The following is a 24,357-nucleotide window of genomic DNA, read 5'->3' as shown; positions in this document are numbered from 1 at the left end:
TACACCTCATAGAAAAGAGATAACACCATGTCTAATGATATGAACCCAGCACAAATTAATTGTTTTCAGGAATTATCTACACAAGAACAGGAGATGATACTTGGCGGATTAAAATATTCAAACCCCATTATTTTATTTCAAATAAGAAATATTTTAGCTTCTGCCAAAAATCAATTAGATGCTGTCAATGGTGATACGAAGATTTCTACATTGCAAGAAACTACATATCAGTTGTCAGAAATAACTTTCATCATTACTTCGTCATTGGAAGATACGGAATCTCTAATTACTGATTAACTAGTTAAGTTAATGAGCAATTAGCTAACTAAAATCTCCCTAAAATTTTGCTACAGATAGTCTTCTGGTTTAAGTTTAGCAACTTTATTAAAGTATCACTCCGTAATTACTGGAATATCATTAGATGTTCCAGTTTTTCTAAGATTATGTCTGTATTTTTTGGTAATATCTCTGATACAATTATGCAATTTTATTAGACTAAAATGGCTATATAGTTTGCATAAATTATAAATGACTTAGCTATTCACTACAGGCTATTGTATGAATCAAGCGAGGAGTTCAGCAGCTTGAAAGTTGATATTCCTCGATATCATTAAAATTACGGAGATTTAAGTCATGTCTAACCAATTGTTCACAGAATTATCTCTTGAGCAGCAAGAAATTGTAGTTGGTGCAGGATTAGAATACCGTCCATATCCTAGCCATCCAGTAAAACAATATTCCAAACCTTCACCCTATTCAGTGAAAGACAAACAGATATGGAAGCCAGAGCCTAAAGAAGATAAATGGTTAAAAGAAGGTGAAAAAATTGAGGAAGGTAATGGAACTGTTATCTTCAATCTCTACTTTGATGACATCTATTTTGATGACTTCATTATTAATGTCTAGAAATGAGTCAAAAGTATTAAATTTAACAGATTCTAGAGTTGTCCTCATACCTGAACTTGACGTATGAATTCTACATACGCTTCAGTTAGTGGATAGTTTTCTCACACTATAACTACTGGAACATCATTTGATGTTCCAGTTTTTTTGATATTTTATTCAAATCTTAACTTACAAACAATTGAACAACTTAATCTAAGTGTCTAAAAATTAGTATTATTAGAGCGTGGTTTATGTCTGGATTTTTCGGAAGTTGCATTGATTTAATTGTGTAAATAAGTTTGACAAATTTGGTAATTAAGTTTGCAGAAAGTGAAAATGACTCAGCTATTCACTCCCGGTTATTGTTTAAATCAAGCGACGAGTTGAGCAGCTTGCCAGAAGCAATTAGCTAGTAGCTTGAACAACTCAAAACAGTTCTATTTACGGAGTGACAATCATGGAACCTATTGAAAACAATTTGTTTAGCCAAGCTTCATCTGAAGAATCTGCTACTGTTAGTGGTGGAAGTTACGGTTACTATGGTCCAACCATTGGTTTTAACTATAATAATTACCTTCTTGCGGTTGGTGCTTTCTACGAAAACGCTCCAGACGTACCCGGAAACCAAACAGCGCTTGCAGGTACAGTTGCAACTCCAATTTTAGTTAGAGGATTAACTGATCAAGAAGCAGCTTATGCAACACTTGTAGGCTTAGGTTTTGGCAGCTACGGTTACTGGTAGTAATTTCAAGGAATGTGCCTGAAGACTCTAGGAAAGATTGCCTAGTTTTTCAGGCTTTTCTCATAATATGTTGGAGGTGACTAACTCTAAATGAAATGGCTAAATACTGGAACACAAAAATGTTCCAGTATTTGGGATATCAAATTTTGATTTGCTGTTTTTTATAACTTAACTCATGGTATTCCCTAATTAATAATACTGAAAAATACACTTATTCAAAAGTGGCAAATTATGAAAAAACACAAACCACTTTTTACAGAAATTTCTTTAGAAGAAGCGGCTGCTGTTAATGGAGGATATCTTTCGGTTACTTTTGATATGAATATTTATTATTACATTGTGGGAGCAGCTTATGTCTTTGGTGTTCCTGGTGTGACAAATGAAGAACTTCAGTTTGCTTGGGAGTCAGCATTTGTGTTTGATTATCGCTATACACTTTTTCGGCGAACAAGAAGAGAAGATTTTTCTGGTTATTAATATAACACTAAAACAATTGTAATAACTGACTAAATATTCAATTTTTCGGGTTCAATATCTTAGCTGAAGGAAAGCAAGCTGTCTTATGAAATATGTTCACGTTTTACAACATAGTCAAGAAGATTGTGGTGCGGCTTGTCTAGCAGCAATAACCAAATATTATGGGCGTAATTTTACCCTTAGTCGTATCCGTGAGGCTGTGGGTACTGGACAATTAGGTACAACTTTATTAGGTTTAAAAAGAGGATCTGAAACGCTAGGTTTTAATGCTCGTTCAGTGAAGACTTCACCAGAATTTCTGAACAAGATACATGAAGCAACTTTACCAGCAGTTATTCACTGGAAAGGAAATCACTGGGTTGTTTTATATGGGAAGAAAGGCAAAAAATATGTAATTGCTGATCCGGCTGTCGGTATCCGTTATCTGTCTGCAAAAGATTTAATGGAAGGGTGGACAGATTGGATGATGCTATTACTAGAACCAGACCCTGAATTATTTTGGAAAGTAGAGGATGATCAAGTTACTGGCTTTTGGCGTTTCTTTAAGCGTGTTTGGCATTTTCGTAGTATTTTAGCTCAAGTATTTCCTCTTAATTTATTGTTAGGAGTTTTATCTTTAGCATCTCCTTTTCTATTACAAATTCTGACAGATGATATTTTAGTCAGAGGTGATACAAGACTACTTACTACTATGGCGATCGCTGTCATAGTCATGAATTTAATTTCCAGTAGTCTTGGTTGGGTACAGTCTAACTTAATTGCTAATTTTGCTCAACGGTTGCAGTTAGGATTGGTTTTAGACTTCTGTCGGCAAATTTTAAGATTACCTCTATCATATTATGAGGCTCGCCGCAGTGGAGAAATTGTTAGTCGTTTACGGGATATTAGCCAAATCAATCAGTTAGTTGCTCAAATAGTTATTAGTTTACCAAGTCGATTCTTCATTTCTATTATTTCTTTTTGCCTGATGGTGTTTTATAGTTGGAAACTAACTATTGTAGCTGTGATTGTATCTATATTCATGAGCATATCTACAATAGTATTTCAACCAACATTACGGCAAAAAACTCGTGAGCTTTTAGTCAAAGAAGCAGAGGCACAAGGGGTTTTAGTAGAAACTTTTAAAGGCGCTCTCACTCTCAAAACAACTACATCTGGAGCGCAATTTTTAGATGAGCTTCAAAGTAGGTTTGGTTATCTTGCTAATTTAACCTTACGCACTATTCAAATCGGAATCATTAATGGGACGTTTTCTGGTTTCATGTCTAGTATTGGTGGTGTAATTTTACTTTGGGTTGGTAGTAACGCCGTAATTAATCCTGCTGATAATTTGAGTATTGGTCAGCTACTAGCTTTTAACTCCATGAATAGTAATTTTATGGGTTTGATTAGTACTCTAATTGGTTTTGTAGAAGAATATAATATCGCTAAAACTGCTGTACAAAGACTAACAGAAGTTATAGACGCTACAGCAGAAAATGAACATGATGGGCAAAAACAATTTGTGAATATTCCTTTTGATGCTGACATTATATGTACAAATGTCAATTTTCACTATACTGGTCGAGTTGACTTACTGGAAGATTTTACCTTAACAATTCCTGGCGGGAAAGCTACTGCTATTATTGGTAAATCCGGATGTGGAAAAAGTACTGTAGCTAAACTAATAACTAGTTTGTATACTCTCCAATCTGGCAATATTCGCATCGGATTATATAATTTACAAGACATTTCTCTCGATTGTCTACGTCAGCAGGTTGTACTAGTTCCTCAAGATGCTCACTTTTGGAGCCGTTCGATTGTAGAAAACTTTCGCTTGGGAGCGCCATTTGTCACATTTGAGCAAATTGTAACAGCTTGCCAAATTGCGGGTGCAGATGAATTTATTAGTAGACTGCCAGAGAAATATCAAACGGTCTTAGGAGAGTTTGGCGCAAATATTTCTGGTGGACAACGCCAACGTTTAGCAATAGCTAGAGCTATAGTCACAGATCCATCAATTCTAATTTTAGATGAATCTACTGGTGGGCTTGATCCAGTGAGTGAAGCCCAAGTTTTAGATGAACTGTTAGAACACCGTCGCGGTAAGACCACAATTTTAATTAGTCATCGTCCTAAAGTTATTAATCGGGCTGATTGGGTTGTTTTGTTAGAACAAGGTCGGTTAAAACTGCAAGGTTCTTTAGAAGATTTACATAATAAACAAGGAGATCATTTAGATTTTTTAATTCCTTAGATGGAGTAAAACTATACTTTGAGGCTGCGCTCAATATTTAATTATTGGTAATTATTTGGTGAAATATGCTCTACATACAGAATCAAAAAGTTCTCCCACCAGTTCAAGAGATTGAATCTTTGCCTTCTGTTAGTATTTGGACATCTTTATTAGGCATATTTCTCATAGCAACTGTTGGTACAGCGATCGCTCTCTCTTCATGGATTAAATACAATGTTGTAGTCAAAACCTCTGCTACCGTTCGTCCTATTGGTGAGACTAGGTTAGTGCAACCAGAAATAGAGGGGACGGTAGAAAATATCTTTGTCAAAGAAAATCAGATTGTGAGACAAGGTGATGCGATCGCTCGTCTGGATACCCAGCAGTTACAAATTAAAAAGAGTCAACTGGAAGGTACTATCCAACAAGGAAAACTGCAATTCATCCAAATTGATGCTCAAATCAGCACTTTAAACACTCAGATACTGGCTGAACTGAAGGTGATGGAGCGAACAATTGCTTCTGCTCAAGCTGATTTGGCTCGAAATCAGCGAGAGTATCAAGATAAGCAAGTAACTACCCAAAGTGAGTTTCTTGCGTCTCAAGCTAATTTACAAAAATCAATTGCAGACTTACGTAAATCCCAAGCGGATTTAGATTTTGCTAAGGTAGATCGCGATCGCTATCAGCAATTAACAGAAATTGGTGCTATTGGTAGACGTGAGTATGAGCAGAAAAAATTAGTTGTAGAACAAACTAAGTCAGCATTGGAAGCTGCGAGAAGGTCTGTAGAAATTGCTCAAGCCAATTTGCAATCAGCGCAAGCTGCCGTTAATCCTAGCATGGCTACGGTGGCGATCGCTCAAGAACGGATCGCTCAAGAACGTGCTAAGGGTGAATCTACTATTGCTGTGTTGCAAAAAGAAAAGCAGTCGTTAATCCAGCGCCGGGTAGAAATGTTCTCCCAACTCAATCAATCTCAAAAAGAATTAGAACAGGTAGAATGGCAACTGCAAAATAGCATTATTCGCGCTACTAGTGATGGAATTATTCTCAAGCTGAATCTACGTAACCCTGGCCAAGTGGTGCGTACCAGCGATGCGATCGCAGAAATCGTACCTCAGAATGCACCCTTGATAATCAAGGCTATGATTCCCACCGCAGAGATTAAAAAGGTAACTGTTGGCAAAAAAGTCCAATTACGAGTTAATGCCTGTCCATATCCTGATTATGGTACTCTCAACGCTGTGGTTAGTGGTATTTCCCCAGATGCTATCTCACCTCAAAACAATAATACAGGCGCAACAACACCAGGCTCTGCAATTCCCTATTTTGAAGCTACTATCCAACCAGAACAGCTAGAATTTGGTCATGGCGATCGTCGGTGTTATATCCAAGTTGGTATGGAAGCGGAAGCGCAAATTATTACTCAAGAGGAGACAGCACTACAATTTATTCTACGCAAAGCCAGGATTATCACTGATTTATAGATTTTGGGTCAGAATTCAGGAGCCAGAATAAAAATAGCTCCATTGCCAGGATTGTTATCCAAAAAATATGTGGTTTAGTTAATGTGAAACATCATGAATTTTATTACGAAACAATAACTAATTTGTCTAAGTATTTTGAGGATTGGTTATCATTTTATCCTAAAGATATTTATTTCAATATATCTAGAGAAATAAATTATCTCACTTAGCTATCGCCTACTTCTGAAATTTGTCATAGTTGATATATTCAGATCCCCAAATTCTTACAGAAGTTGGGGATTTTATTCAGCATGAATTATTAAAAATGGCTTAATCAGAACATGATAAATATTACATTCACATAAATGTTATCAATAAGAGTGTCATTTTTTGGATAGGAACTTGTAAATTTTAGACATTTTATTTGGCACAAATCTATAGTGAATTAACTAATATTTTTAGCCTATGATAGCAAAATAAACCACATATCAGTTTTGTATTTCCAAGCTTAGGTACACAAATTATACTTTTAAGTGTCTGCGTTATGACCATATTTCCGTTTTTGACATCCTATCAAAAAGCTCAAAAAGCCTTACAATGGTGGTCTTACAGACAATCATCTAAGCTTTTATTAGAAGCTGAAAATATTCGGGATAGTCTATTACAGGAAACTTTTACAATGCGGCGTAGCTTAGATTTATTATCTATGAATTATTTGGATTTATCAAGTAATAAATTACAACATTTTTTACAGCAAATTGATAACTTTCATGATTCTTTAGTACAATTAAGTGATCGCCTTTTTCCTGAATCACTCCAAGATAGTTTTCCTCTAGCAATTGAGTCTTTATTAGAGCCTTGGCTAAATTCTCATCCTCATCTATATTTTCAGATAGATATGCCTATATATTGGCGATATGAACCAGCAGAACGTGGTCTAATTATTTTACGCTCTTTAGAGGAATTGCTGACTATAACTCTATCAGAAATGTTCATGCCTAGGTCAATTTATATAAGTTTAAAACAAAAGAGCGAGATCGGACAATTAACGGTAAAAATTAATTATTCTGAAGGAGCAGCAATTGTCTTTCGCCCTAGTTTATTAGAATTAGATTATCTATGTCAAAGTTGTCGATTTTTAACTTCAGCCAAATGCTTTTATCATACTCATGATTTTAGAGTTACTTGGTACTTCTCTTGGTAGAAATCATCATAAATTTTACTGACATTATTCCCTATATAAAATCCTGGGTGATAAATATGTAAAAAATAGTAATTTCAGACATTATTTATACATCTCAGAATCAATCTACAGTTCTTTAATCAATCAACAAGGTGTGAATCATGAAACAAACGGTATCTGAACCAGCATTAATTAAATTTCTAGTAATTGATGACCATGAATCAGTCCTTAGTGGCACAGTTGAAGTATTAAAAAGACAATATCCTGATGCTGAATTTGTGACTGCCGTCAATGCTGAAAATGCCTTTAATCAATTGACTAATTTACAACCAGACCTTGTGGTTATGGATCTTTCTATTCCCGAAAATTCTGGTATTACCGCCCGTCCTGATACAGGAGTGCGACTGTTAAGAACACTGATGAAAAACTATCCCAGTTTAAATATCATTGTGCAAAGCGCCCATATTAGAACATTAGTCAGAATTCGACCTGACATTGATACTCATAAAGGAGGTTTTACCGCCGCAGATAAAAGTCTGTCTACCCAAGAAATGTTAACAAGAGTTGATTGGGCATTACAAGGATTAACTCATACAAAAGACATTAAAGGAATCCACGCTGGATTAGAAATTAAACCAGAATGGTTAAGAGTTCTAACTTTAGCTTTTGAAGAAGGGTTACAAGATAAAGCCATTGCCGAACAAATGTGTATTTCTGAACGTATGGTGCGGCACTATTGGAGTAAACTGCAAGATGCCCTGGGTGTTTATCCTGATGAAGGGAAAAATATTCGGATTCAAACTGAGAAACGGGCTAGAGAAGAAGGGTTAATTGATTAATTAATAGTTGTTATTCATTGGTGATTCTGCGCTGTTCTCTGAACTTTTGCTATATCGCTAATTATTGATGCAGACTAACTTACTAAATACCTAAAGACTAGGAGAAGAGCCTATGCAACCTGGACTTTGGCGCATCATTAAAACTGAAATAGCCATCTGGCGCGTAGGTATATTACCAGGAATTGCAGTTATTGGGCTGGTAATGATTGCACGCATTATAGGTTCAATGCAGACTTTAGAATGGTTAGCTTTTGATAGTTTTCTCCGTTTACGACCAGAGGAAACTATAGATAAACGAATTGTACTTGTGGGACTAAATGAAGATGATCTTCGTAGTCATCAAGATTATGCAATGTCAGATCGTGAATTGGCAAAACTACTGTCAAAGTTACAAGCTTATAAGCCCAGTGTAATTGGGCTGGATATTTATCGAGATTTACCAATTAATCCAGGACATGAAGAATTGGTGACCAGCTTCAAAAATATCAAAAATTTGATTGCTATTGAAAAAGTATTACCAGAGAAAATTTCACCTCCACGAGATTTACTACCCGAACAAATTGGTTTTGCTGATCAAATTACTGATATTGATGGTAAATTGAGGCGTAGTTTATTAGGAACACCCACATCTGCTGGCTACAAGTTATCTTTTGCTGTGCGATTAGCAACTGTATATTTAGCCAAGAAAAATATTAGCTTAGAAAATGGTCTGCGCGATCGCTCTACTATGAGATTCGGTCAGACTGAAATACCAAGGTTTTTACCTAATTCTGGGGGATACATCCGTGCTGATGCCGGTGGAGTGCAAACACTGCTGAATTATCGCAGTGGTCGAGAAAGATTTAGAATTTTATCTGGACAGGATATTAAAAATGGTAAATTAGATCCTGCCTGGATACGCGATCGCATTGTGATTATTGGCGTTACTGCTCCCAGTCGTAAAGATTTTATCACTACCTCAGCCATTAAGTCGATCAACCCAGCACCAGGGCGAGTATATGGTATTGAAATTCAAGCACACGCCGTCAGCCAAATCATCAGCGCTGTACTAGATAACAGACCTCTCATTCATACTTGGGATGAAGGTTGGGAATATGTCTGGATTTTTGCTTGGGGTTTTTTAGGTATTGCTATTGCTAGATTAACTCATTCTCCATTACTAAATTTAGTAGTGGTTGGTATTGCCGCTTCCGGGTTATTTTTTATTAGTTATTTACTATTAATTTGGGGTTGGTGGGTTCCTGTCATCCCTGCCATTTTAGTTTTGACTTTAAATGGGATGGAACTCATGGCACTATATCAATATAATTATGCTTTACGCTTGGGAATGCAAACTCGGCAAGCTGTGATAGAAAGTACTTTTGAGACAATCCATAATGGGCCACTCCAAAGTTTAGCTAAAGTCTTAAAGCTACTACGGGGCGAGAATAATTTCACACCAGAATTACTGCCAAAAATTGAAAAAGAACTTGAGAAATTAAACTATGAACTAAGAGGTATTTATGAATTCTTGCAAAGAGAATACCCCAGTCAAGATACTAGTCTTTATTTAGGTAATAATGTAGTTATAAATTTACAAGATCCTCTGCACGAAATTCTTTACCAAGTTTATAGTTATACTTTAGATCGAGATTTTCCTTGTTTTAAAACTATTAAAGTTAAAATCCGCACCTTTGAACCGATAGATGAGCGATGCTTGAGTATTGAACACAAGCGAGGTATTTGTCGATTTTTAGAAGAAGCTTTATGTAATGTTGGTAAACACGCCACAGGAGTTACCAACTTGAAAGTTACTTGCTTTGCATCTGAAGGTTGGTATACCTTGAGTATTATCGATAATGGTCTGGGTGTTACCTCTTACAAAGAAGGACGAGGAACCCAACAGTTTATAAATTTAGCACAACAACTCCAAGGTAAATTTAAGCGATCGCCCCTTTCTCCCCACGGAACTATTTGTGAATTATCGTGGCCTATCTCGAAATCATGGTTGCGATAATGCTTACAAAACAGAAGACTTATTTTCTGTCACTTGAGTAAATGACTCAAATTGTCCATTAGGTGTCCATTGAATAGCCCCATCTTGAGATGTGACAAAGACTTTAGTGGCAGTTTTACTCAATTCAGACAAGATTTGATTATCTATACTACCAGCAGAAGCGATCGCTACCTGTGGTTTGAATGCTATGACTAAATCTCGCAAAGATGCAGAATTACACCACAAAACTTGAGGATTCGGCCAGCCTCCAGCCTTCATAATTCTTCCCACCTCTTTTGACTTGACATCTCCCACCAATAACCAACTCTGTCCAAAAATTTGTAACTGGACAATCGGTTGTTCATTGATTAATTGTGCTACAGTTGAACCCAAATTAATAGTCTGACCAACAGGTAACAATTGATAAATGCCCTTTTGCTTTTGCAATATTTGAGGGATTATTTGATTGATAGTATTATTCTCTTTATTAGTAGCGTAAGCATAAAAATTTTTAATGGGTAGACGTTGCAAAACTTCTATCCAAGCATCACTTTCATTACTTTGAAAATCAGTAGCGATCGCCCAATCAATTTGATTCACACCTTGCTGTTGTAAAAAGGGCAAAATCGTGAAGCGTCCTGTACCTTCATCACCACTATTGATTATAGTTACTACACCTTGATCTTGAATTACTAAAACAGGTTCTGCACCAGCCTCTAATACCGTTATTCTCGACAGTGTAGTTGTGGAATGCCAAGCTGGAAACAATACTATACCAATAGCCACTAAACTAGCAAACCACCAACGTTTCTGCCACCAACTAACTAGCCAAACAAGCACAATTAAACTATAAATTACCAACAACTGCCAAATTGATATACTACCTACAGCTAGGGAGTTTCCTGGTAATTGACTAAAAACTTCTACTAATTTAATTAACCAATCAGTCGGATAGTGCAAAAATCCCACTACAATACTACCAGCCCCCGGTAAAATCAATGCAGCGATCGCACTAATAATTCCACCAATACTAATAATAGAAATCAATGGTGTGCTAATAATATTTAGTACTAAACTGTAAGCAGGAACAACCCCAAAAATAAACAATTGTACAGGTAAAGTCCAAATTGTCGCAGCTAAAGGAACAGCAATCAAAGCAGCGATCACTGGAGGTAACCAACCCAAAAAATTAGTGATTGCCGGCACACTCACCACCAATCCCAGTGTTGCTAAAAAACTTAATTGAAAACCTAAATCCCAAATCCACAAAGGGTTAAATAGTAATAGCAAAGTTGCTGCTAATAACAGTGAACCCAACTGTTTTACTTGGCGATCCAAAGCTAAACCAACTAATGCAGCAAAACCCATAATTACAGCCCTGAGAACAGCAGGTTGAAACCCAGTTAAACTCAAGAAAATAATTAAAGCTAATGAACCCAGTGTGACTTGTGTTACTTTCTTAGCGCGCCTAGTTAGCTGCAATACAACACTCAAAATCAACGAAGTTTGAAAACCTGATGCAGCCAAAGCATGAGCCAACCCTGCTTGGACAAACAAATCCCGGATATCATAAGGTAAATCTACAGCTTTGCTACCCAAAACCATAGCACTAACCAGTGGCCCTTCTGGTATATCTAATCCCCGAACTTGCGATCGCACAATTCGTTCTCGAACTTGCCACCATCCCCATTGTTTTTCTTCATCAATAATATTAATTTGCCGTCCCATCAAACCAGCAAATGTTCCCTCTTGCTTCAGAAATTTTTGAAAATCGAAAGCACCAGGATTAGATGCCGCTTTTGGTTTATATAACACTCCTGTTACTTCTACTTTTTGTGTAGGATATAATCCAGTAGCCTTAAGAATAGGCACAGTTACATACAATTTACCTGTTGCAGCTTTTTGAGTTTCTTCTGTATCTTTCTCATTTTTAACTTCATCTAATTGAGACACCTGCAACCAAAATTGCCCTCGTTGACTGCGAGTTAAACGAGGATTACTAATTATTTCCCCACGCACAATTACCAGTTGTTCTTGATTATTGTCATTATCTATCGGGACAAATTGACTAATATCTGTTGTTCCAGGTTGCGGTACACGCCATTGCAAATAAAAACTTGCCAATAACCCCACCAACCCTGCAATTACCCATACTCGTGGGTGGGGATTAATTTGTAAAGTTGGCGGCGTTAAATTAACAGAACCTTTAGTAATTTCTGATGTTTGCGGAATTCTTCTAGGTTTTCTACCTTTTCTAAAAAAGACAGCAACAACTATTCCCAAAATTAAAATCCACACTCCACCCCCAACAACCCCTGTAAATAGTAAGCCCAAAATGTAGCCCAAGCAAATAATTGCAACATTAGTCTGAATCATAAGAATTTTCGTAAAAGCACCTGACAAATATCATATTTAAACAAATAAAGCCCGCATATGCAGGCTTCATATTACTTAGCTTGACTCTTTAATCTATCAAAGTTGCATAAACCCCATCATAACGAAATACCCAAATCAAAGCCCAGAAAAGCATGAAGGAATAAAACACCCAACGCCACACTACCCAAATAAGCATGAACCGCCCTTAGAACTTTCTTATTTCCCAAAAATCCACTCAGAGAAATTCCGCCGTTGATGAGTAAAAGTAATAAAACTAGTGAACCAGTCCAAAAATGAGGACTTTCAAAAAGTGGTTTATGCTGCATCACCAGAGATAAAACACCACCTGTATACCCACCTGCTAAAAATAAAAATAGTAGAGGCGCTAATTGTCGATGAGCAGTCCGACTCTTAATTGCTGTATCCTTGTCTTGCTCCTCCAGCAGCTTACCTCGCCAACCTGCCCAAGCAACATAAACACCTAAGACAAATATCACAATTGCCATCATTAATGGATGTCCCCAGTGTACAATCGGTTCGGGAACCCCCAAAGAACGAAACCAAGCTGCGATCGGTTCTAAAATTTCACTCCAATTCACCATATATATTCGCAATGTAGACCAACTGCTTTACTATATTAAGTATTGCAAACTTTCGTAAAATTTTAATACTTAATCATCAAATTCCATTCAGCAAATCAAATAGCTAAATTGAACTACAAGCCTCACAAGTATCATCTCTCACTTTCTCCTCTGCACCTATTTTTCAAGAACGCTTTGCGGCAAATGTGTCTTGGCGCGAGATAAATTAATACTGTTAGCCAAGCTAAAGACTTACTAGACTTTTAAGATAATCTTGTTTAGCTGCTAAAAAAGCCTTAACTTCTCTTTCACTCAAAAGTACAACCTGTGTGTTTGCCCTAATAGGCTGTAGCAGCGAATTTAAACTGCACTGAGAACTACAAGCCTTTCTATACACACAAGCACTACTTATACCAGGTATATGAAAGTAAGCACCAACTTCTATCTGCTCAAAAAACATCATAATACTTACCAAAAAACGAAGAGAGAATCAAGCATAATTACTTTTTCCTCCCTTTATTCTCTACTACTCAATTAAAAATCACCAATCAAATTTACACTGACACTTTTTTCAGCAACGGGAAACCCTGCCTCTGCCGTTGTTCAACATATAAATTAGCCACTTTCCGCGCCAAATGCCGAATCCTCGCAATATAACGAGTACGTTCAGTCACAGAAATCACACCCCTAGCATCCAGCAAATTAAAAGTATGCGAACATTTCATCACATAATCCAAGCTCGGTAACACCAAACCTTTTTCCGTTAATTGACTCGCTTCCTGTTCATATAAACTAAATAATGTCAGCAGTAACTCAGGATTAGACGCTTCAAAATTATAAGTACTCTGCTCAATCTCATTTTGCAGAAAAATATCTCCATATGTAATGTTCTCAGTCCAATGAATCTTCGTAATTGCCTCCACCTCCTGAAGATACATTGCTAATCGCTCTAACCCGTATGTAATCTCAATCGACACTGGACGACAATCAATACCCCCACACTGTTGGAAGTAAGTAAACTGAGTAATTTCCATCCCATCCAACCAAACCTCCCAGCCAGTACCCCAAGCACCAACCGTTGCATCTTCCCAATTATCTTCGACAAATCGAACATCGTGATCTTCTGGACGAATACCCAACGCCCGCAAAGAATCAAGATAAATCTCCTGGATATTATCTGGCGAAGGCTTAATCAAAACTTGATACTGATAATAATGTTGGAAACGATTAGGGTTCTCACCATAACGCCCATCAGTAGGACGGCGACATGGTTCGACATAGGCAACAGCCCAAGGTTCCGGCCCCAACGCCCTTAAAAATGTATGGGGATTCTTTGTGCCTGCACCCTTCTCAATATCATAAGGCTGGGCAATCAAGCAACCACGTTCAGCCCAAAACTGATGCAATGTAGCTATTACTGATTGAAAATTCATACTCTACCCTCCCTTCGTCACCAAATTCATACACCATTCTTGCCTGAAAAGAGTGTGTGTGGAGAGATAGAAGAGAGAAGAAAAATTTTTTCCAAAAAAAGAGTTGACAGGAGGTGGGAGGTTGGATATATTGGATAAGTGCCTGAAAGAGGGACGCGAAAAAGCGGCGCTCCGGAGGCGACCGAACCTTGAAAATATTATAGTTTGAAAGCAAGTATACAACAAATACCCTGCGTCAAGAAAATAAAAAACACCAAGCTGAGGTGAGAATCAGCAAAGAAGAGCAACAAACGCTTCAAAACGGAGAGTTTGATCCTGGCTCAGGATGAACGCTGGCGGTATGCTTAACACATGCAAGTCGAACGGAATCTTAGGATTTAGTGGCGGACGGGTGAGTAACGCGTGAGAATCTGCATTCAGGTCTGGGACAACCACTGGAAACGGTGGCTAATACCGGATGTGCCGAAAGGTGAAAGGCTTGCTGCCTGAAAATGAGCTCGCGTCTGATTAGCTAGTTGGTGTGGTAAGAGCGCACCAAGGCGACGATCAGTAGCTGGTCTGAGAGGATGACCAGCCACACTGGGACTGAGACACGGCCCAGACTCCTACGGGAGGCAGCAGTGGGGAATTTTCCGCAATGGGCGAAAGCCTGACGGAGCAATACCGCGTGAGGGAGGAAGGCTCTTGGGTCGTAAACCTCTTTTCTCAAGGAATAAGAAAGTGAAGGTACTTGAGGAATAAGCATCGGCTAACTCCGTGCCAGCAGCCGCGGTAATACGGAGGATGCAAGCGTTATCCGGAATGATTGGGCGTAAAGGGATTCGCAGGTGGCATTGTGTGTCTGCTGTTAAAGAGTCTAGCTTAACTAGATAAAAGCAGTGGAAACTACAAAGCTAGAGTGCGTTCGGGGCAGAAGGAATTCCTGGTGTAGCGGTGAAATGCGTAGAGATCAGGAAGAACACTTAGGTGGCGAAAGCGTTCTGCTAGGCCTGCACTGACACTGAGGGACGAAAGCTAGGGGAGCGAATGGGATTAGATACCCCAGTAGTCCTAGCCGTAAACGATGGATACTAGGCGTGGCTTGTATCGACCCGAGCCGTGCCGGAGCTAAGCGTTAAGTATCCCGCCTGGGGAGTACGCACGCAAGTGTGAAACTCAAAGGAATTGACGGGGCCCGCACAAGCGGTGGAGTATGTGGTTTAATTCGATGCAACGCGAAGAACCTTACCAAGACTTGACATGTCGTGAATTTTTCTGAAAGGAGAAAGTGCCTTCGGGAGCACGAACACAGGTGGTGCATGGCTGTCGTCAGCTCGTGTCGTGAGATGTTGGGTTAAGTCCCGCAACGAGCGCAACCCTCGTTTTTAGTTGCCAGCATTAAGTTGGGCACTCTAGAGAGACTGCTTAGTGACAAACCGGAGGAAGGTGGGGATGACGTCAAGTCAGCATGCCCCTTACGTCTTGGGCTACACACGTACTACAATGCTACGGACAAAGGGCAGCTACACAGCGATGTGATGCAAATCCAAGAAACCGTAGCTCAGTTCAGATCGCAGGCTGCAACTCGCCTGCGTGAAGGAGGAATCGCTAGTAATTGCAGGTCAGCATACTGCAGTGAATTCGTTCCCGGGCCTTGTACACACCGCCCGTCACACCATGGAAGCTGGCAACGCCCGAAGTCATTACCCCAACTTTTCGGAGAGGGGGATGCCTAAGGCAGTGCTGGTGACTGGGGTGAAGTCGTAACAAGGTAGCCGTACCGGAAGGTGTGGCTGGATCACCTCCTTTAAGGGAGACCTACCCAACTTGAGAAGCCAAAGCCAAAAGCAAGTAAGCATCAAGATGGTCTACTCAAGGTCGTGCGCAGAGAGAAAAAGTTGTGTAGAGAAAAGCTTTCAAACTATGATTGGGTTTGGGTTGAATTGGGGCTATTAGCTCAGGTGGTTAGAGCGCACCCCTGATAAGGGTGAGGTCCCTGGTTCGAGTCCAGGATGGCCCACCTGAATCAATGCAAAATTAAAAATTCAAAATTCAAAATTAAGAAATTGTTTTTGAATTTTGCATTTGGAATTTTGAATTGTGTTGGGGGGTTTAGCTCAGTTGGTAGAGCGCCTGCTTTGCAAGCAGGATGTCAGCGGTTCGAGTCCGCTAACCTCCACCTGGAAAAAAGAGCAAAAAGAAAAGAGGGAAAAATTCAGCAACTAGGAAACACAATAGTGTTGTTAGACTGCTGGGTGAAGACCTAGCCAGAACCTTGAAAACTGCATAAAAACGCGAAAAGCAGGCAGAAACAGACATTGACACGACATTAGTTAGTGTGAATGAAAGTGGAAGCAAAAAAGACCAAAGAAGTTGTGGTCAAGCGAATAAGGGCTAATGGTGGATACCTAGGCACACAGAGGCGAAGAAGGACGTGGTTACCGACGAAATACTCCGGGGAGTTGGAAGCAAACTATGAGCCGGAGATGTCCGAATGGGGGAACCCTAAATACTACCTGTTGAATATATAGACAGGAAAGAGCCAACCTGGCGAACTGAAACATCTTAGTAGCCAGAGGAAGAGAAATCAACAGAGATTCCCAAAGTAGTGGTGAGCGAAATGGGAAAAGCCTAAACCAAAGGGTAAACCTTTTGGGGTAGTGGGACAGCGATATCGAATCTAGAGGTTAGACGAAGCAGCGAAATACTGCACCAGAGAAAGTGAAAGTCTTGTAGTCGAAAATCAAAGGATAGTAGCTGCATCCCGAGTAGCATGGGGCACGAGGAATCCCATGTGAATCAGCGAGGACCATCTCGTAAGGCTAAATACTACTGTGTGACCGATAGTGAACCAGTACCGCGAGGGAAAGGTGAAAAGAACCCCGCAAGGGGAGTGAAACAGAACATGAAACCATTAGCCTACAAGCAGTGGGAGTCCGATTAAACGGATGACCGCGTGCCTGTTGAAGAATGAGCCGGCGACTTATAGGCACTGGTAGGTTAAAGCGAGAATGCTGGAGCCAAAGGGAAACCGAGTCTGAAAAGGGCGGTAATCAGTGTTTATAGACCCGAACCCTGGTGATCTAACCATGGCCAGGATGAAGCTTGGGTAACACCAAGTGGAGGTGAACCGACCGATGTTGAAAAATCGGCGGATGAGTTGTGGTTAGGGGTGAAATGCCAATCGAACCAGGAGCTAGCTGGTTCTCCCCGAAATGTGTTGAGGCGCAGCGGTAATGATTATACCTGGGGGTAAAGCACTGTTTCGGTGCGGGCTGGGAGACCTAGTACCAAATCGAGACAAACTCAGAATACCCAGAGAACACATTGCCAGTGAGACGGTGGGGGATAAGCTTCATCGTCAAGAGGGAAACAGCCCAGACCACCAGCTAAGGTCCCCAAATCATCGCTAAGTGATAAAGGAGGTGAGAGTGCACAGACAACTAGGAGGTTTGCCTAGAAGCAGCCACCCTTGAAAGAGTGCGTAATAGCTCACTAGTCAAGCGCTCTTGCGCCGAAAATGAACGGGGCTAAGCGATGTACCGAAGCTGTGGGATTACTAATAATAATCGGTAGGGGAGCGTTCCGTAGTAGGTAGAAGCAGTAGCGGCGAGCAGCTGTGGACGAGACGGAAGTGAGAATGTCGGCTTGAGTAGCGCAAATATTGGTGAGAATCCAATACCCCGAAACCCTAAGGGTTCCAGAGCCAGGTTCGTCCACTCTGGGTTAGTCGGGACCTAAGGCGAGGTCGAAAGGCGTAGTCGATGGACACAGGGTCAACAATCCCTGACTAGTATATGGGAGCATTTCTAGGGACGCATGAAAAATAGCCATACCCTGATTGGTTTGGGAGGGGTTTACGAACTCCGAGTGGTGAAAGATAGTGCCAAGAAAAGCTAGTAATGTGATGAACATATAGTACCCGTACCCGAAACCGACACAGGTAGGGAGGTTGAGAATACCAAGGGGCGCGAGATAACTCTCTCTAAGGAACTCGGCAAAATGGCCCCGTAACTTCGGAAGAAGGGGTGCCCACCTCAGCAGTGGGTCGCAGTGAAGAGATCCAGGCGACTGTTTACCAAAAACACAGGTCTCCGCCAACTCGTAAGAGGAAGTATGGGGGCTGACGCCTGCCCAGTGCCGGAAGGTTAAGGAAGTTGGTCAGGGCAACTGAAGCTGACGACCGAAGCCCCGGTGAACGGCGGCCGTAACTATAACGGTCCTAAGGTAGCGAAATTCCTTGTCGGGTAAGTTCCGACCCGCACGAAAGGCGTAACGATCTGGATGGTGTCTCAGAGAGAGACTCGGCGAAATAGGAATGTCTGTGAAGATACGGACTGCCTGCACCTGGACAGAAAGACCCTATGAAGCTTTACTGTAGCCTGGAATTGTGTCCGGGCTTCGCTTGCGCAGGATAGGTGGGAAGCGATGAAGTTTTCCTTGTGGGGAAGATGGAGCTAACGGTGAGATACCACTCTGGCGAAGCTAGGATTCTAACTAACTACCGTCATCCGGTAGTAGGACAGTTTCAGGTGGGCAGTTTGACTGGGGCGGTCGCCTCCTAAAAGGTAACGGAGGCGCGCAAAGGTTCCCTCAGCACGCTTGGAAACCGTGCGGCGAGTGTAAAGGCAATAAGGGAGCTTGACTGCAAGACCGACAAGTCGCGCAGGTACGAAAGTAGGCCTTAGTGATCCGACGGCGCAGTATGGAATGGCCGTCGCTCAACGGATAAAAGTTACTCTAGGGATAACAGGCTGATCTCCCCCAAGAGTCCACATCGACGGGGAGGTTTGGCACCTCGATGTCGGCTCATCGCAACCTGGGGCGGAAGTACGTCCCAAGGGTTGGGCTGTTCGCCCATTAAAGCGGTACGTGAGCTGGGTTCAGAACGTCGTGAGACAGTTCGGTCCATATCCGGTGCAGGCGTTAGAACATTGCGAGGAGCCTTCCTTAGTACGAGAGGACCGGGAAGGACGCACCGCTGGTGTACCAGTTATTGTACCAACTGTAAACGCTGGGTAGCCAAGTGCGGAGTGGATAACCGCTGAAAGCATCTAAGTGGGAAGCCCACCTCAAGATGAGTGTTCTCACTACTTTAAGTAGGTAAGGTCACGGGCAGAACACCCGTTCTTAGGCGGTAGGTGGAAGTGCAGTAATGTATGCAGCCGAGCCGTGCTAACAGACCGAGGGCTTGACCTCTCATTCTTTGGTTTCGCGTTTTTTGCAGTCTTCAGGGTCTTTGACTCTACAGCTTTTCCTGGTGTTGATTGCGCGGTGGAACCACTCTGACCCCTTCCCGAACTCAGTTGTGAAACGCTGCTGCGGCTACGATAGTTTAGGGGTCGCCCTCTGCTACAATCGCTCTTCGCCAGGTCTTCTTTTCTCATCAGCCCCTTGACTCTACGTCTCCAGGGGCTTTTGGTTTGGAAGTTTTACAGTATTACGCAAGATTACGCCGGATAAATCCGCAAGCGCCGATTCGGTTCTTCGCCAAAACTATGGGACTTGAGCCGATAATGTTCTACCAATTCATGTTGCATTTTGCGAACTTGCGGGGAACGTGGTAATAATTCAACTGGTTGTCCTTTAGGAATAACAATTTGTTCTACAGCAAGTCTAGCTTCTTCTAAGGCATCCATTTCATCATCGCTACCATTGTGTAGAAACAGTTGTAGTTCTCGCTCATCACCAACTTCAGGATCATCAATGTTCAGTAAGCGACGTAACCCACGAGTAATCTGAGGAATAGTGCTGGATTTAATAACATGAATTGGTACATGACGAGCTTTAGCCATTTGCCTGAGTTTAGCGTGGTTTTTAACGTGCGATCGCAATGCCAAAATTGCATCTGCACTATCAATATCTTTTGTCAAAACAACTGGTAAAGTTAGGACACTGATGACTTGTTCTAGCTGATGGCGACTGACACCATATGGGTAAATGTGTAATGGTAAATCTTCACCATTTGGCCCGGCTTGTCTGGTAGCACTGAAATCAATGCTTTCCGAGTAGTTAAAGGATTCGTCTAGTAAACGATCAAATTCGCTTTGTCCAACTTTTTCTCGTTCTAAAGGTAATGATGGTATTGCTAACATTTGTCCTGATGAACGCCAGCCAGTTGATTGTCTAGCAGGCGAGAAAGATTCTTCAGATGTTGCTAAGTTGCCACCACGACCATTAACAACTGCTAACTGCCTTGTAATTGCAACTTTACCTTGATCATCAACAGTTCTTGTTTGTGGACTGGGTTGCCGTCCTCTGAGAAGATTATCGACTGTATCAGCTACGCTTTCGTGGACTACCCAGCGCTGCCGTTCCAACATTTCTACGGCAATCTCAAAGGTAGGAGGAGCTTTGCGTTCCAAAACAGTTTTTTGACTACCTCTTCTTCTGGCTTCATCGTCTCCCAGCGTCACAGCTTGAATACCACCAACTAAATCAGACAATGTGGGATTTTTGATGAGGTTTTCTATCTGGTTGCCGTGGGCAGTACCTACTAACTGTACACCCCGTTCAGCAATGGTACGAGCAGCTAATGCTTCCAATTCTGTACCAATTTCATCAATGACAATGACTTCGGGCATATGGTTTTCCACTGCTTCAATCATTACTTGATGTTGAAGTTCTGGGTGTGCTACTTGCATCCGTCTGGCACGACCTATGGCAGGATGAGCAACATCACCATCACCTGCGATTTCGTTGGAGGTATCTATAATCACAACCCGTTTATGCAATTCATCGGCTAATACACGGGCAATTTCTCTTAAGGCTGTAGTTTTACCTACACCTGGACGACCCAGCATGAGAATCGATTTACCAGTTTCGACCAAATCGCGGATCATGCCAATTGTACCGAAGACAGCTCGACCGACACGACAAGTCAAGCCAATAATTTTACCATTACGGTTGCGGATGGCACTGATCCGATGCAAAGTTTGCTCAATTCCTGCTCGATTATCTCCACCAAAGTTTCCTACTCTTTGAATACAATCATCTATTTGTGCTTGAGTGACTGGTGTTTCACTTAAATACTCGGCTTGATTGGGAAAACGCGCTTCAGGTAGTCGTCCCAAGTCCAAGACCACTTCTACTAAACTATCTCGTTTGGGATGATTCTCTAGTACTTGTCGCAGGTCTTGGGGCAAAATGTCTAACAACTTTTGGAGATCGTCTGTAATCGTCATGCTTTCTATGTGGTGACGCTTTGAGAGATAACGAAGAGCGATTAGCGCTCCTGCTTTGACTTGAGCTGGGAAACGAGAGAATGGGCAAGCTCTACAGCCTGCCAAAGTAATGTTTCGTCTTCTTCCAGGCGGAGATTAGCTTTGACACTGGTGTTATTTACCTCCTTCTTTTCCAACTGATCGATAATTGATGAGAGCATTACACGGGCATAGCTACCGTATGCTACTCCGGAAATGGAGTGTTGAGTAGGGATGTTAGATTCACCACTCATAACTGGGAACCTGGGATTTTTGAGTAGTCCCATTGCTTTTAACTTAGTCACAGTGTAGTTGTTAGTACCACCTGCTAACTGTACATATCCTGGTAATTTAGCTGCTAAAACTTTTTGCCCTAATTTCACAGTGGCTAGAGTAGTACCATCGCCAATGTCACCACTCATGGAACGACCGTCTGTTTGCCAAATTAGTGTAGTGTTGAGGGGGGCAATTAGTTCATAGAGAGATTGGAGATAGTCAATTAAACCTTGGCCATCAGGACAACTGATAGCTAAAACTTTTAATTGGTCTGCCCACGGTGCTATTGCTTGCCACAATTGCTTAAATTCTGCCAAACGCCCTACTTTTGTATGGATTTCTACGGCATCTATTCCGGTTGACATGACCATTGGCGCGATCGCCTGTGGGGTTGATATATACGATTTTGTATAAATTATATCATATGGACAGATGGTCAGGCAACGCCCGCAACCGTAGCATTTCTGGGCTTCGACCCCAGAAAAATTATCTTTTTTGTTGTTAAATACAATTGCCTGGGCAGGACATATTTGTTCACAAGGTTTAGGACAATCTTGGGGGCATTCATGAGCATTAAATTCCGCTTTGCGAAAATGTGGGTCTTCTCCATCATTCAAGCTCACCATCAAAAAAGGGGTATTACCTTTGTAATTCAGTCCTCTGGCTTGGGCTGCTTTGACTAAACTTTTGGCTACTTGCATCGCGTCTTGAGCGGCTCTAATCACTGCTGGATCAGCTGCCACATCTATGCAGTCAGCACCTGCCAAGGTATAGGCTAATGTTAAACTTCTGACTGCTGGTAGGTGCTGGAAACTAGCTCCGCAGATGAGCTTGAACCAGTTACCTTGTTTGAGGGATTGTAAAGGGGTTAACAAATCAATCACATCTCTATTATGCTTTTATGTGACTGAAAATAGTAGTCTCTAATAGATAAAAATCCTGATTTCTTGATTCTCGTTTTTCTGTTGTCCGTATTCAAGACTGGAAATTGTCTTCTATTAACTCTCAAGAATGCAAAATACAGAGATGATGTAAAACTTGCATGATCCCATAACCAATCCACAGTCAAAACTTTAATATTTTCATAACGTTGAGATCAATTTATTAAGTATAATAATTTTAGCTGAGTATATTAAAATACTCACATGGATGCTGGTATAATGGGGATGATAATTGCAAACTCTGCACCTTGACCTGATGAGGAAGAACAAGTAATCTGCCCTTGGTGTTTTTGGACGATAATCTGATAGCTAATTGATAATCCTAATCCAGTACCCTTCCCTACTGGTTTTGTGGTAAAAAATGGGTCAAACAGATGAGATTGCCAGGCTTGATCAATACCTACGCCATTATCGGCGATCGCAATTTTCAAAGTATGTGAACCCAGCACTTCAGTACGAATGCGAATTTGGGGATTTTGATTTAAAGGTTCTTCCCATTTTCTGTACAGTCCTGATGGTTGTAAATTATGTGTCGCTTTGCGAAGAGTTACCCAGAGAGGATCTATTTGACTAGTGCGTAAGCCAAATCGCTGATTCATAGGCATCTCCTGAAAAGTTCCTACATTCGGTACTATTCTTGGGGAATTATTTTCATTGGGAGCATCTAAAGCATCTATAGCATTATTGAGTATGTGCATAAATACCTGGTTTAATTCACTCGGATAACAAGTAATCAACGGCAAATCGCTATACTCTTTAATGACATCAATTTCTGGCCGATTTGGTGTTGACTTGAGTCGATGCTGTAACATTAACAGGGTATTATCGATGCCTTGATGAATATTAACTGATTTCATTTTTGCTTCATCATGTCGGGAGAAGTTTTGCAATGCCAGCACAATTTCTCGAATGCGATCAGATCCTCTGTACATTGCACCCATCAAGTTTTGTAAATCATTGATCACAAAACTTAGGTCTGTATCTTTAATTACTGTTTGCATCTTGGGCGTTGGATGCGGATACTCTTGTTGATAAAGTTCAACAATTTTGATTAATTCTTGTATGTATTGATTAGCGTATTGAAGATTACCATAGATAAAACTGATGGGGTTATTAACTTCATGGGCAATTCCTGCTACTAGCTGTCCCAAAGCTACCATTTTTTCATTTTGAATTAGTTGTACTTGTGATGCTTTTAAATTATTGAGAGCTTCTTGCAATAAAAAGTTTTTTTCTTGTAATCTAATTTGCAACGAACGGAGATTGATTTGATTTTCAATTCGTAATACTACTTCTGCACAATGAAAAGGCTTAGTAATATAATCTACTCCACCAACATCAAAAGCCTTAGCTTTGTCCAATATATCATCAAGTGCGCTAATAAAAATTACTGGTACTTCGCAGGTTTTATCATCAGCTTTCAATTGCTGACAAACTTGATAGCCATCCATATCTGGCATATTAATATCCAGCAAAATTACATCAGGTAAGACTATTTGACACGCCATCAATGCCATTTTACCATTTAATGCTTTACGGACTTCAAAACCTTGTGCTGTTAACATTGCTGATAAAAGACGTAAATTGTCTGGTGTATCATCTACTACCAAAATATTCCCTTTATAATTGTTGTTATTATTTAAATTCATTGTGAAGTAAAGACTATAATTATCCTCAATCAGTATCTTAAATGTTATTTGACGGTACTTATGATAAAATTCAGTAAAATCAACGAAATATATTATTTGGCAGATTGTTGAAACTTCAACTAAGATTCAGATGAA

At 40.6% G+C, this 24,357-nt stretch carries 15 protein-coding genes, 2 tRNA genes and 3 rRNA genes; 14 read left to right on the top strand and 6 right to left on the bottom strand.

The window, feature by feature from the left end; all coding sequences use genetic code 11:
- The first annotated feature begins 27 nt into the window (after window positions 1-27).
- The 9 genes from FD725_RS11050 to FD725_RS11010 all read left to right on the top strand — a co-directional run bounded on the left by FD725_RS11050 (window position 28) and on the right by FD725_RS11010 (window position 9,806).
- Entirely contained in the window at window positions 28-297 is a 270-nt protein-coding gene (locus FD725_RS11050) for a hypothetical protein (protein WP_179048181.1), read from the top strand.
- Window positions 298-633: 336 nt separating this feature from the next.
- Complete coding sequence (locus tag FD725_RS11045; protein WP_179048180.1) at window positions 634-906, top strand: hypothetical protein; 273 nt, start codon at window positions 634-636, stop codon at window positions 904-906.
- 436 nt (window positions 907-1,342) lie between these two features.
- On the top strand, window positions 1,343-1,627 hold the full coding sequence (locus FD725_RS11040; RefSeq protein ID WP_179048179.1) for a hypothetical protein: 285 nt from the start codon (window positions 1,343-1,345) through the stop codon (window positions 1,625-1,627).
- 231 nt (window positions 1,628-1,858) lie between these two features.
- Window positions 1,859-2,104: a hypothetical protein gene (locus FD725_RS11035; protein ID WP_179048178.1), complete on the top strand. Its 246-nt coding sequence runs from the start codon at window positions 1,859-1,861 to the stop codon at window positions 2,102-2,104.
- 85 nt (window positions 2,105-2,189) lie between these two features.
- Window positions 2,190-4,340 carry a peptidase domain-containing ABC transporter gene (locus tag FD725_RS11030; protein WP_179048177.1) on the top strand — a complete coding sequence of 717 codons (2,151 nt, stop codon included), beginning with the start codon at window positions 2,190-2,192 and terminating at the stop codon, window positions 4,338-4,340.
- A gap of 65 nt (window positions 4,341-4,405) precedes the next feature.
- Window positions 4,406-5,809 carry an HlyD family secretion protein gene (locus tag FD725_RS11025; protein WP_179048176.1) on the top strand — a complete coding sequence of 468 codons (1,404 nt, stop codon included), beginning with the start codon at window positions 4,406-4,408 and terminating at the stop codon, window positions 5,807-5,809.
- 523 nt (window positions 5,810-6,332) lie between these two features.
- Window positions 6,333-6,992, top strand: coding sequence for a hypothetical protein (locus FD725_RS11020; protein WP_179048175.1), 660 nt, complete (start codon window positions 6,333-6,335; stop codon window positions 6,990-6,992).
- Window positions 6,993-7,132: 140 nt separating this feature from the next.
- A complete protein-coding gene (locus FD725_RS11015; protein WP_179048174.1) occupies window positions 7,133-7,810 on the top strand; it encodes a response regulator transcription factor in 678 nt (225 codons plus the stop codon).
- Between the two features lie 112 nt (window positions 7,811-7,922).
- Window positions 7,923-9,806, top strand: coding sequence for a CHASE2 domain-containing protein (locus tag FD725_RS11010; RefSeq protein WP_179048173.1), 1,884 nt, complete (start codon window positions 7,923-7,925; stop codon window positions 9,804-9,806).
- 3 nt (window positions 9,807-9,809) lie between these two features.
- Here the strand turns inward: FD725_RS11010 and FD725_RS11005 are convergent, their stop codons facing one another.
- The 3 genes from FD725_RS11005 to glyQ all read right to left on the bottom strand — a co-directional run bounded on the left by FD725_RS11005 (window position 9,810) and on the right by glyQ (window position 14,175).
- A complete protein-coding gene (locus FD725_RS11005; RefSeq protein ID WP_179048172.1) occupies window positions 9,810-12,161 on the bottom strand; it encodes a ComEC/Rec2 family competence protein in 2,352 nt (783 codons plus the stop codon).
- A 116-nt stretch (window positions 12,162-12,277) separates the two neighbouring features.
- On the bottom strand, window positions 12,278-12,763 hold the full coding sequence (locus tag FD725_RS11000; RefSeq protein ID WP_179048171.1) for a DUF4079 domain-containing protein: 486 nt from the start codon (window positions 12,761-12,763) through the stop codon (window positions 12,278-12,280).
- Window positions 12,764-13,296: 533 nt separating this feature from the next.
- The gene (gene glyQ / locus FD725_RS10995; protein ID WP_179048170.1) at window positions 13,297-14,175 is read right to left on the bottom strand and encodes a glycine--tRNA ligase subunit alpha; all 879 of its coding nucleotides are present in this window, start codon (window positions 14,173-14,175) and stop codon (window positions 13,297-13,299) included.
- Between the two features lie 297 nt (window positions 14,176-14,472).
- Here glyQ and FD725_RS10990 point away from each other — a divergent pair.
- The 5 genes from FD725_RS10990 (at window position 14,473) to rrf (ending at window position 19,528) form a co-directional block, all read left to right on the top strand.
- Window positions 14,473-15,963 (top strand): 16S ribosomal RNA (locus FD725_RS10990).
- A 137-nt stretch (window positions 15,964-16,100) separates the two neighbouring features.
- Window positions 16,101-16,174, top strand: a tRNA-Ile gene (locus FD725_RS10985).
- A gap of 86 nt (window positions 16,175-16,260) precedes the next feature.
- Window positions 16,261-16,333, top strand: a tRNA-Ala gene (locus FD725_RS10980).
- A 198-nt stretch (window positions 16,334-16,531) separates the two neighbouring features.
- A 23S ribosomal RNA gene (locus FD725_RS10975) occupies window positions 16,532-19,353 on the top strand.
- Between the two features lie 57 nt (window positions 19,354-19,410).
- Window positions 19,411-19,528, top strand: a 5S ribosomal RNA gene (gene rrf / locus FD725_RS10970).
- The 16S, 23S and 5S rRNA genes sit together here with 2 tRNA genes alongside, the layout of an rRNA operon.
- 76 nt (window positions 19,529-19,604) lie before the next feature.
- On the opposite strand, the gene FD725_RS10965 is transcribed toward rrf, so the two are convergent.
- The 3 genes from FD725_RS10965 to FD725_RS10955 form a co-directional block, all read right to left on the bottom strand.
- On the bottom strand, window positions 19,605-21,338 hold the full coding sequence (locus FD725_RS10965; protein WP_179048169.1) for a R3H domain-containing nucleic acid-binding protein: 1,734 nt from the start codon (window positions 21,336-21,338) through the stop codon (window positions 19,605-19,607).
- 41 nt (window positions 21,339-21,379) lie between these two features.
- Window positions 21,380-22,516: a circadian clock protein LdpA gene (ldpA, locus tag FD725_RS10960; RefSeq protein ID WP_179048168.1), complete on the bottom strand. Its 1,137-nt coding sequence runs from the start codon at window positions 22,514-22,516 to the stop codon at window positions 21,380-21,382.
- Window positions 22,517-22,773: 257 nt separating this feature from the next.
- On the bottom strand, window positions 22,774-24,222 hold the full coding sequence (locus FD725_RS10955; protein ID WP_179048167.1) for a response regulator: 1,449 nt from the start codon (window positions 24,220-24,222) through the stop codon (window positions 22,774-22,776).
- Window positions 24,223-24,357: the final 135 nt, after the last annotated feature.

This window comes from Nostoc sp. TCL26-01 (assembly GCF_013393945.1).
Taxonomy (GTDB): domain Bacteria; phylum Cyanobacteriota; class Cyanobacteriia; order Cyanobacteriales; family Nostocaceae; genus Trichormus.
Note: the sequence above shows the minus strand (reverse complement) of the source record. Positions and strands in the feature narration are given on the sequence as shown.

Bases quoted from the DNA above. Each gene is read 5' to 3' on its own strand.
- FD725_RS11050 (WP_179048181.1), top strand. From the start codon at position 28: ATGTCTAATGATATGAACCCAGCACAAATTAATTGTTTTCAGGAATTA.
- FD725_RS11000 (WP_179048171.1), bottom strand. From the start codon at position 12,763: ATGGTGAATTGGAGTGAAATTTTAGAACCGATCGCAGCTTGGTTTCGT.
- FD725_RS11035 (WP_179048178.1), top strand. From the start codon at position 1,859: ATGAAAAAACACAAACCACTTTTTACAGAAATTTCTTTAGAAGAAGCG.
- glyQ (WP_179048170.1), bottom strand. From the start codon at position 14,175: ATGAATTTTCAATCAGTAATAGCTACATTGCATCAGTTTTGGGCTGAA.
- FD725_RS11005 (WP_179048172.1), bottom strand. From the start codon at position 12,161: ATGATTCAGACTAATGTTGCAATTATTTGCTTGGGCTACATTTTGGGC.
- FD725_RS11045 (WP_179048180.1), top strand. From the start codon at position 634: ATGTCTAACCAATTGTTCACAGAATTATCTCTTGAGCAGCAAGAAATT.
- FD725_RS10965 (WP_179048169.1), bottom strand. From the start codon at position 21,338: ATGACGATTACAGACGATCTCCAAAAGTTGTTAGACATTTTGCCCCAA.
- FD725_RS11010 (WP_179048173.1), top strand. From the start codon at position 7,923: ATGCAACCTGGACTTTGGCGCATCATTAAAACTGAAATAGCCATCTGG.
- FD725_RS11015 (WP_179048174.1), top strand. From the start codon at position 7,133: ATGAAACAAACGGTATCTGAACCAGCATTAATTAAATTTCTAGTAATT.
- FD725_RS10955 (WP_179048167.1), bottom strand. From the start codon at position 24,222: ATGAATTTAAATAATAACAACAATTATAAAGGGAATATTTTGGTAGTA.
- FD725_RS11020 (WP_179048175.1), top strand. From the start codon at position 6,333: ATGACCATATTTCCGTTTTTGACATCCTATCAAAAAGCTCAAAAAGCC.
- FD725_RS11030 (WP_179048177.1), top strand. From the start codon at position 2,190: ATGAAATATGTTCACGTTTTACAACATAGTCAAGAAGATTGTGGTGCG.
- FD725_RS11040 (WP_179048179.1), top strand. From the start codon at position 1,343: ATGGAACCTATTGAAAACAATTTGTTTAGCCAAGCTTCATCTGAAGAA.
- FD725_RS11025 (WP_179048176.1), top strand. From the start codon at position 4,406: ATGCTCTACATACAGAATCAAAAAGTTCTCCCACCAGTTCAAGAGATT.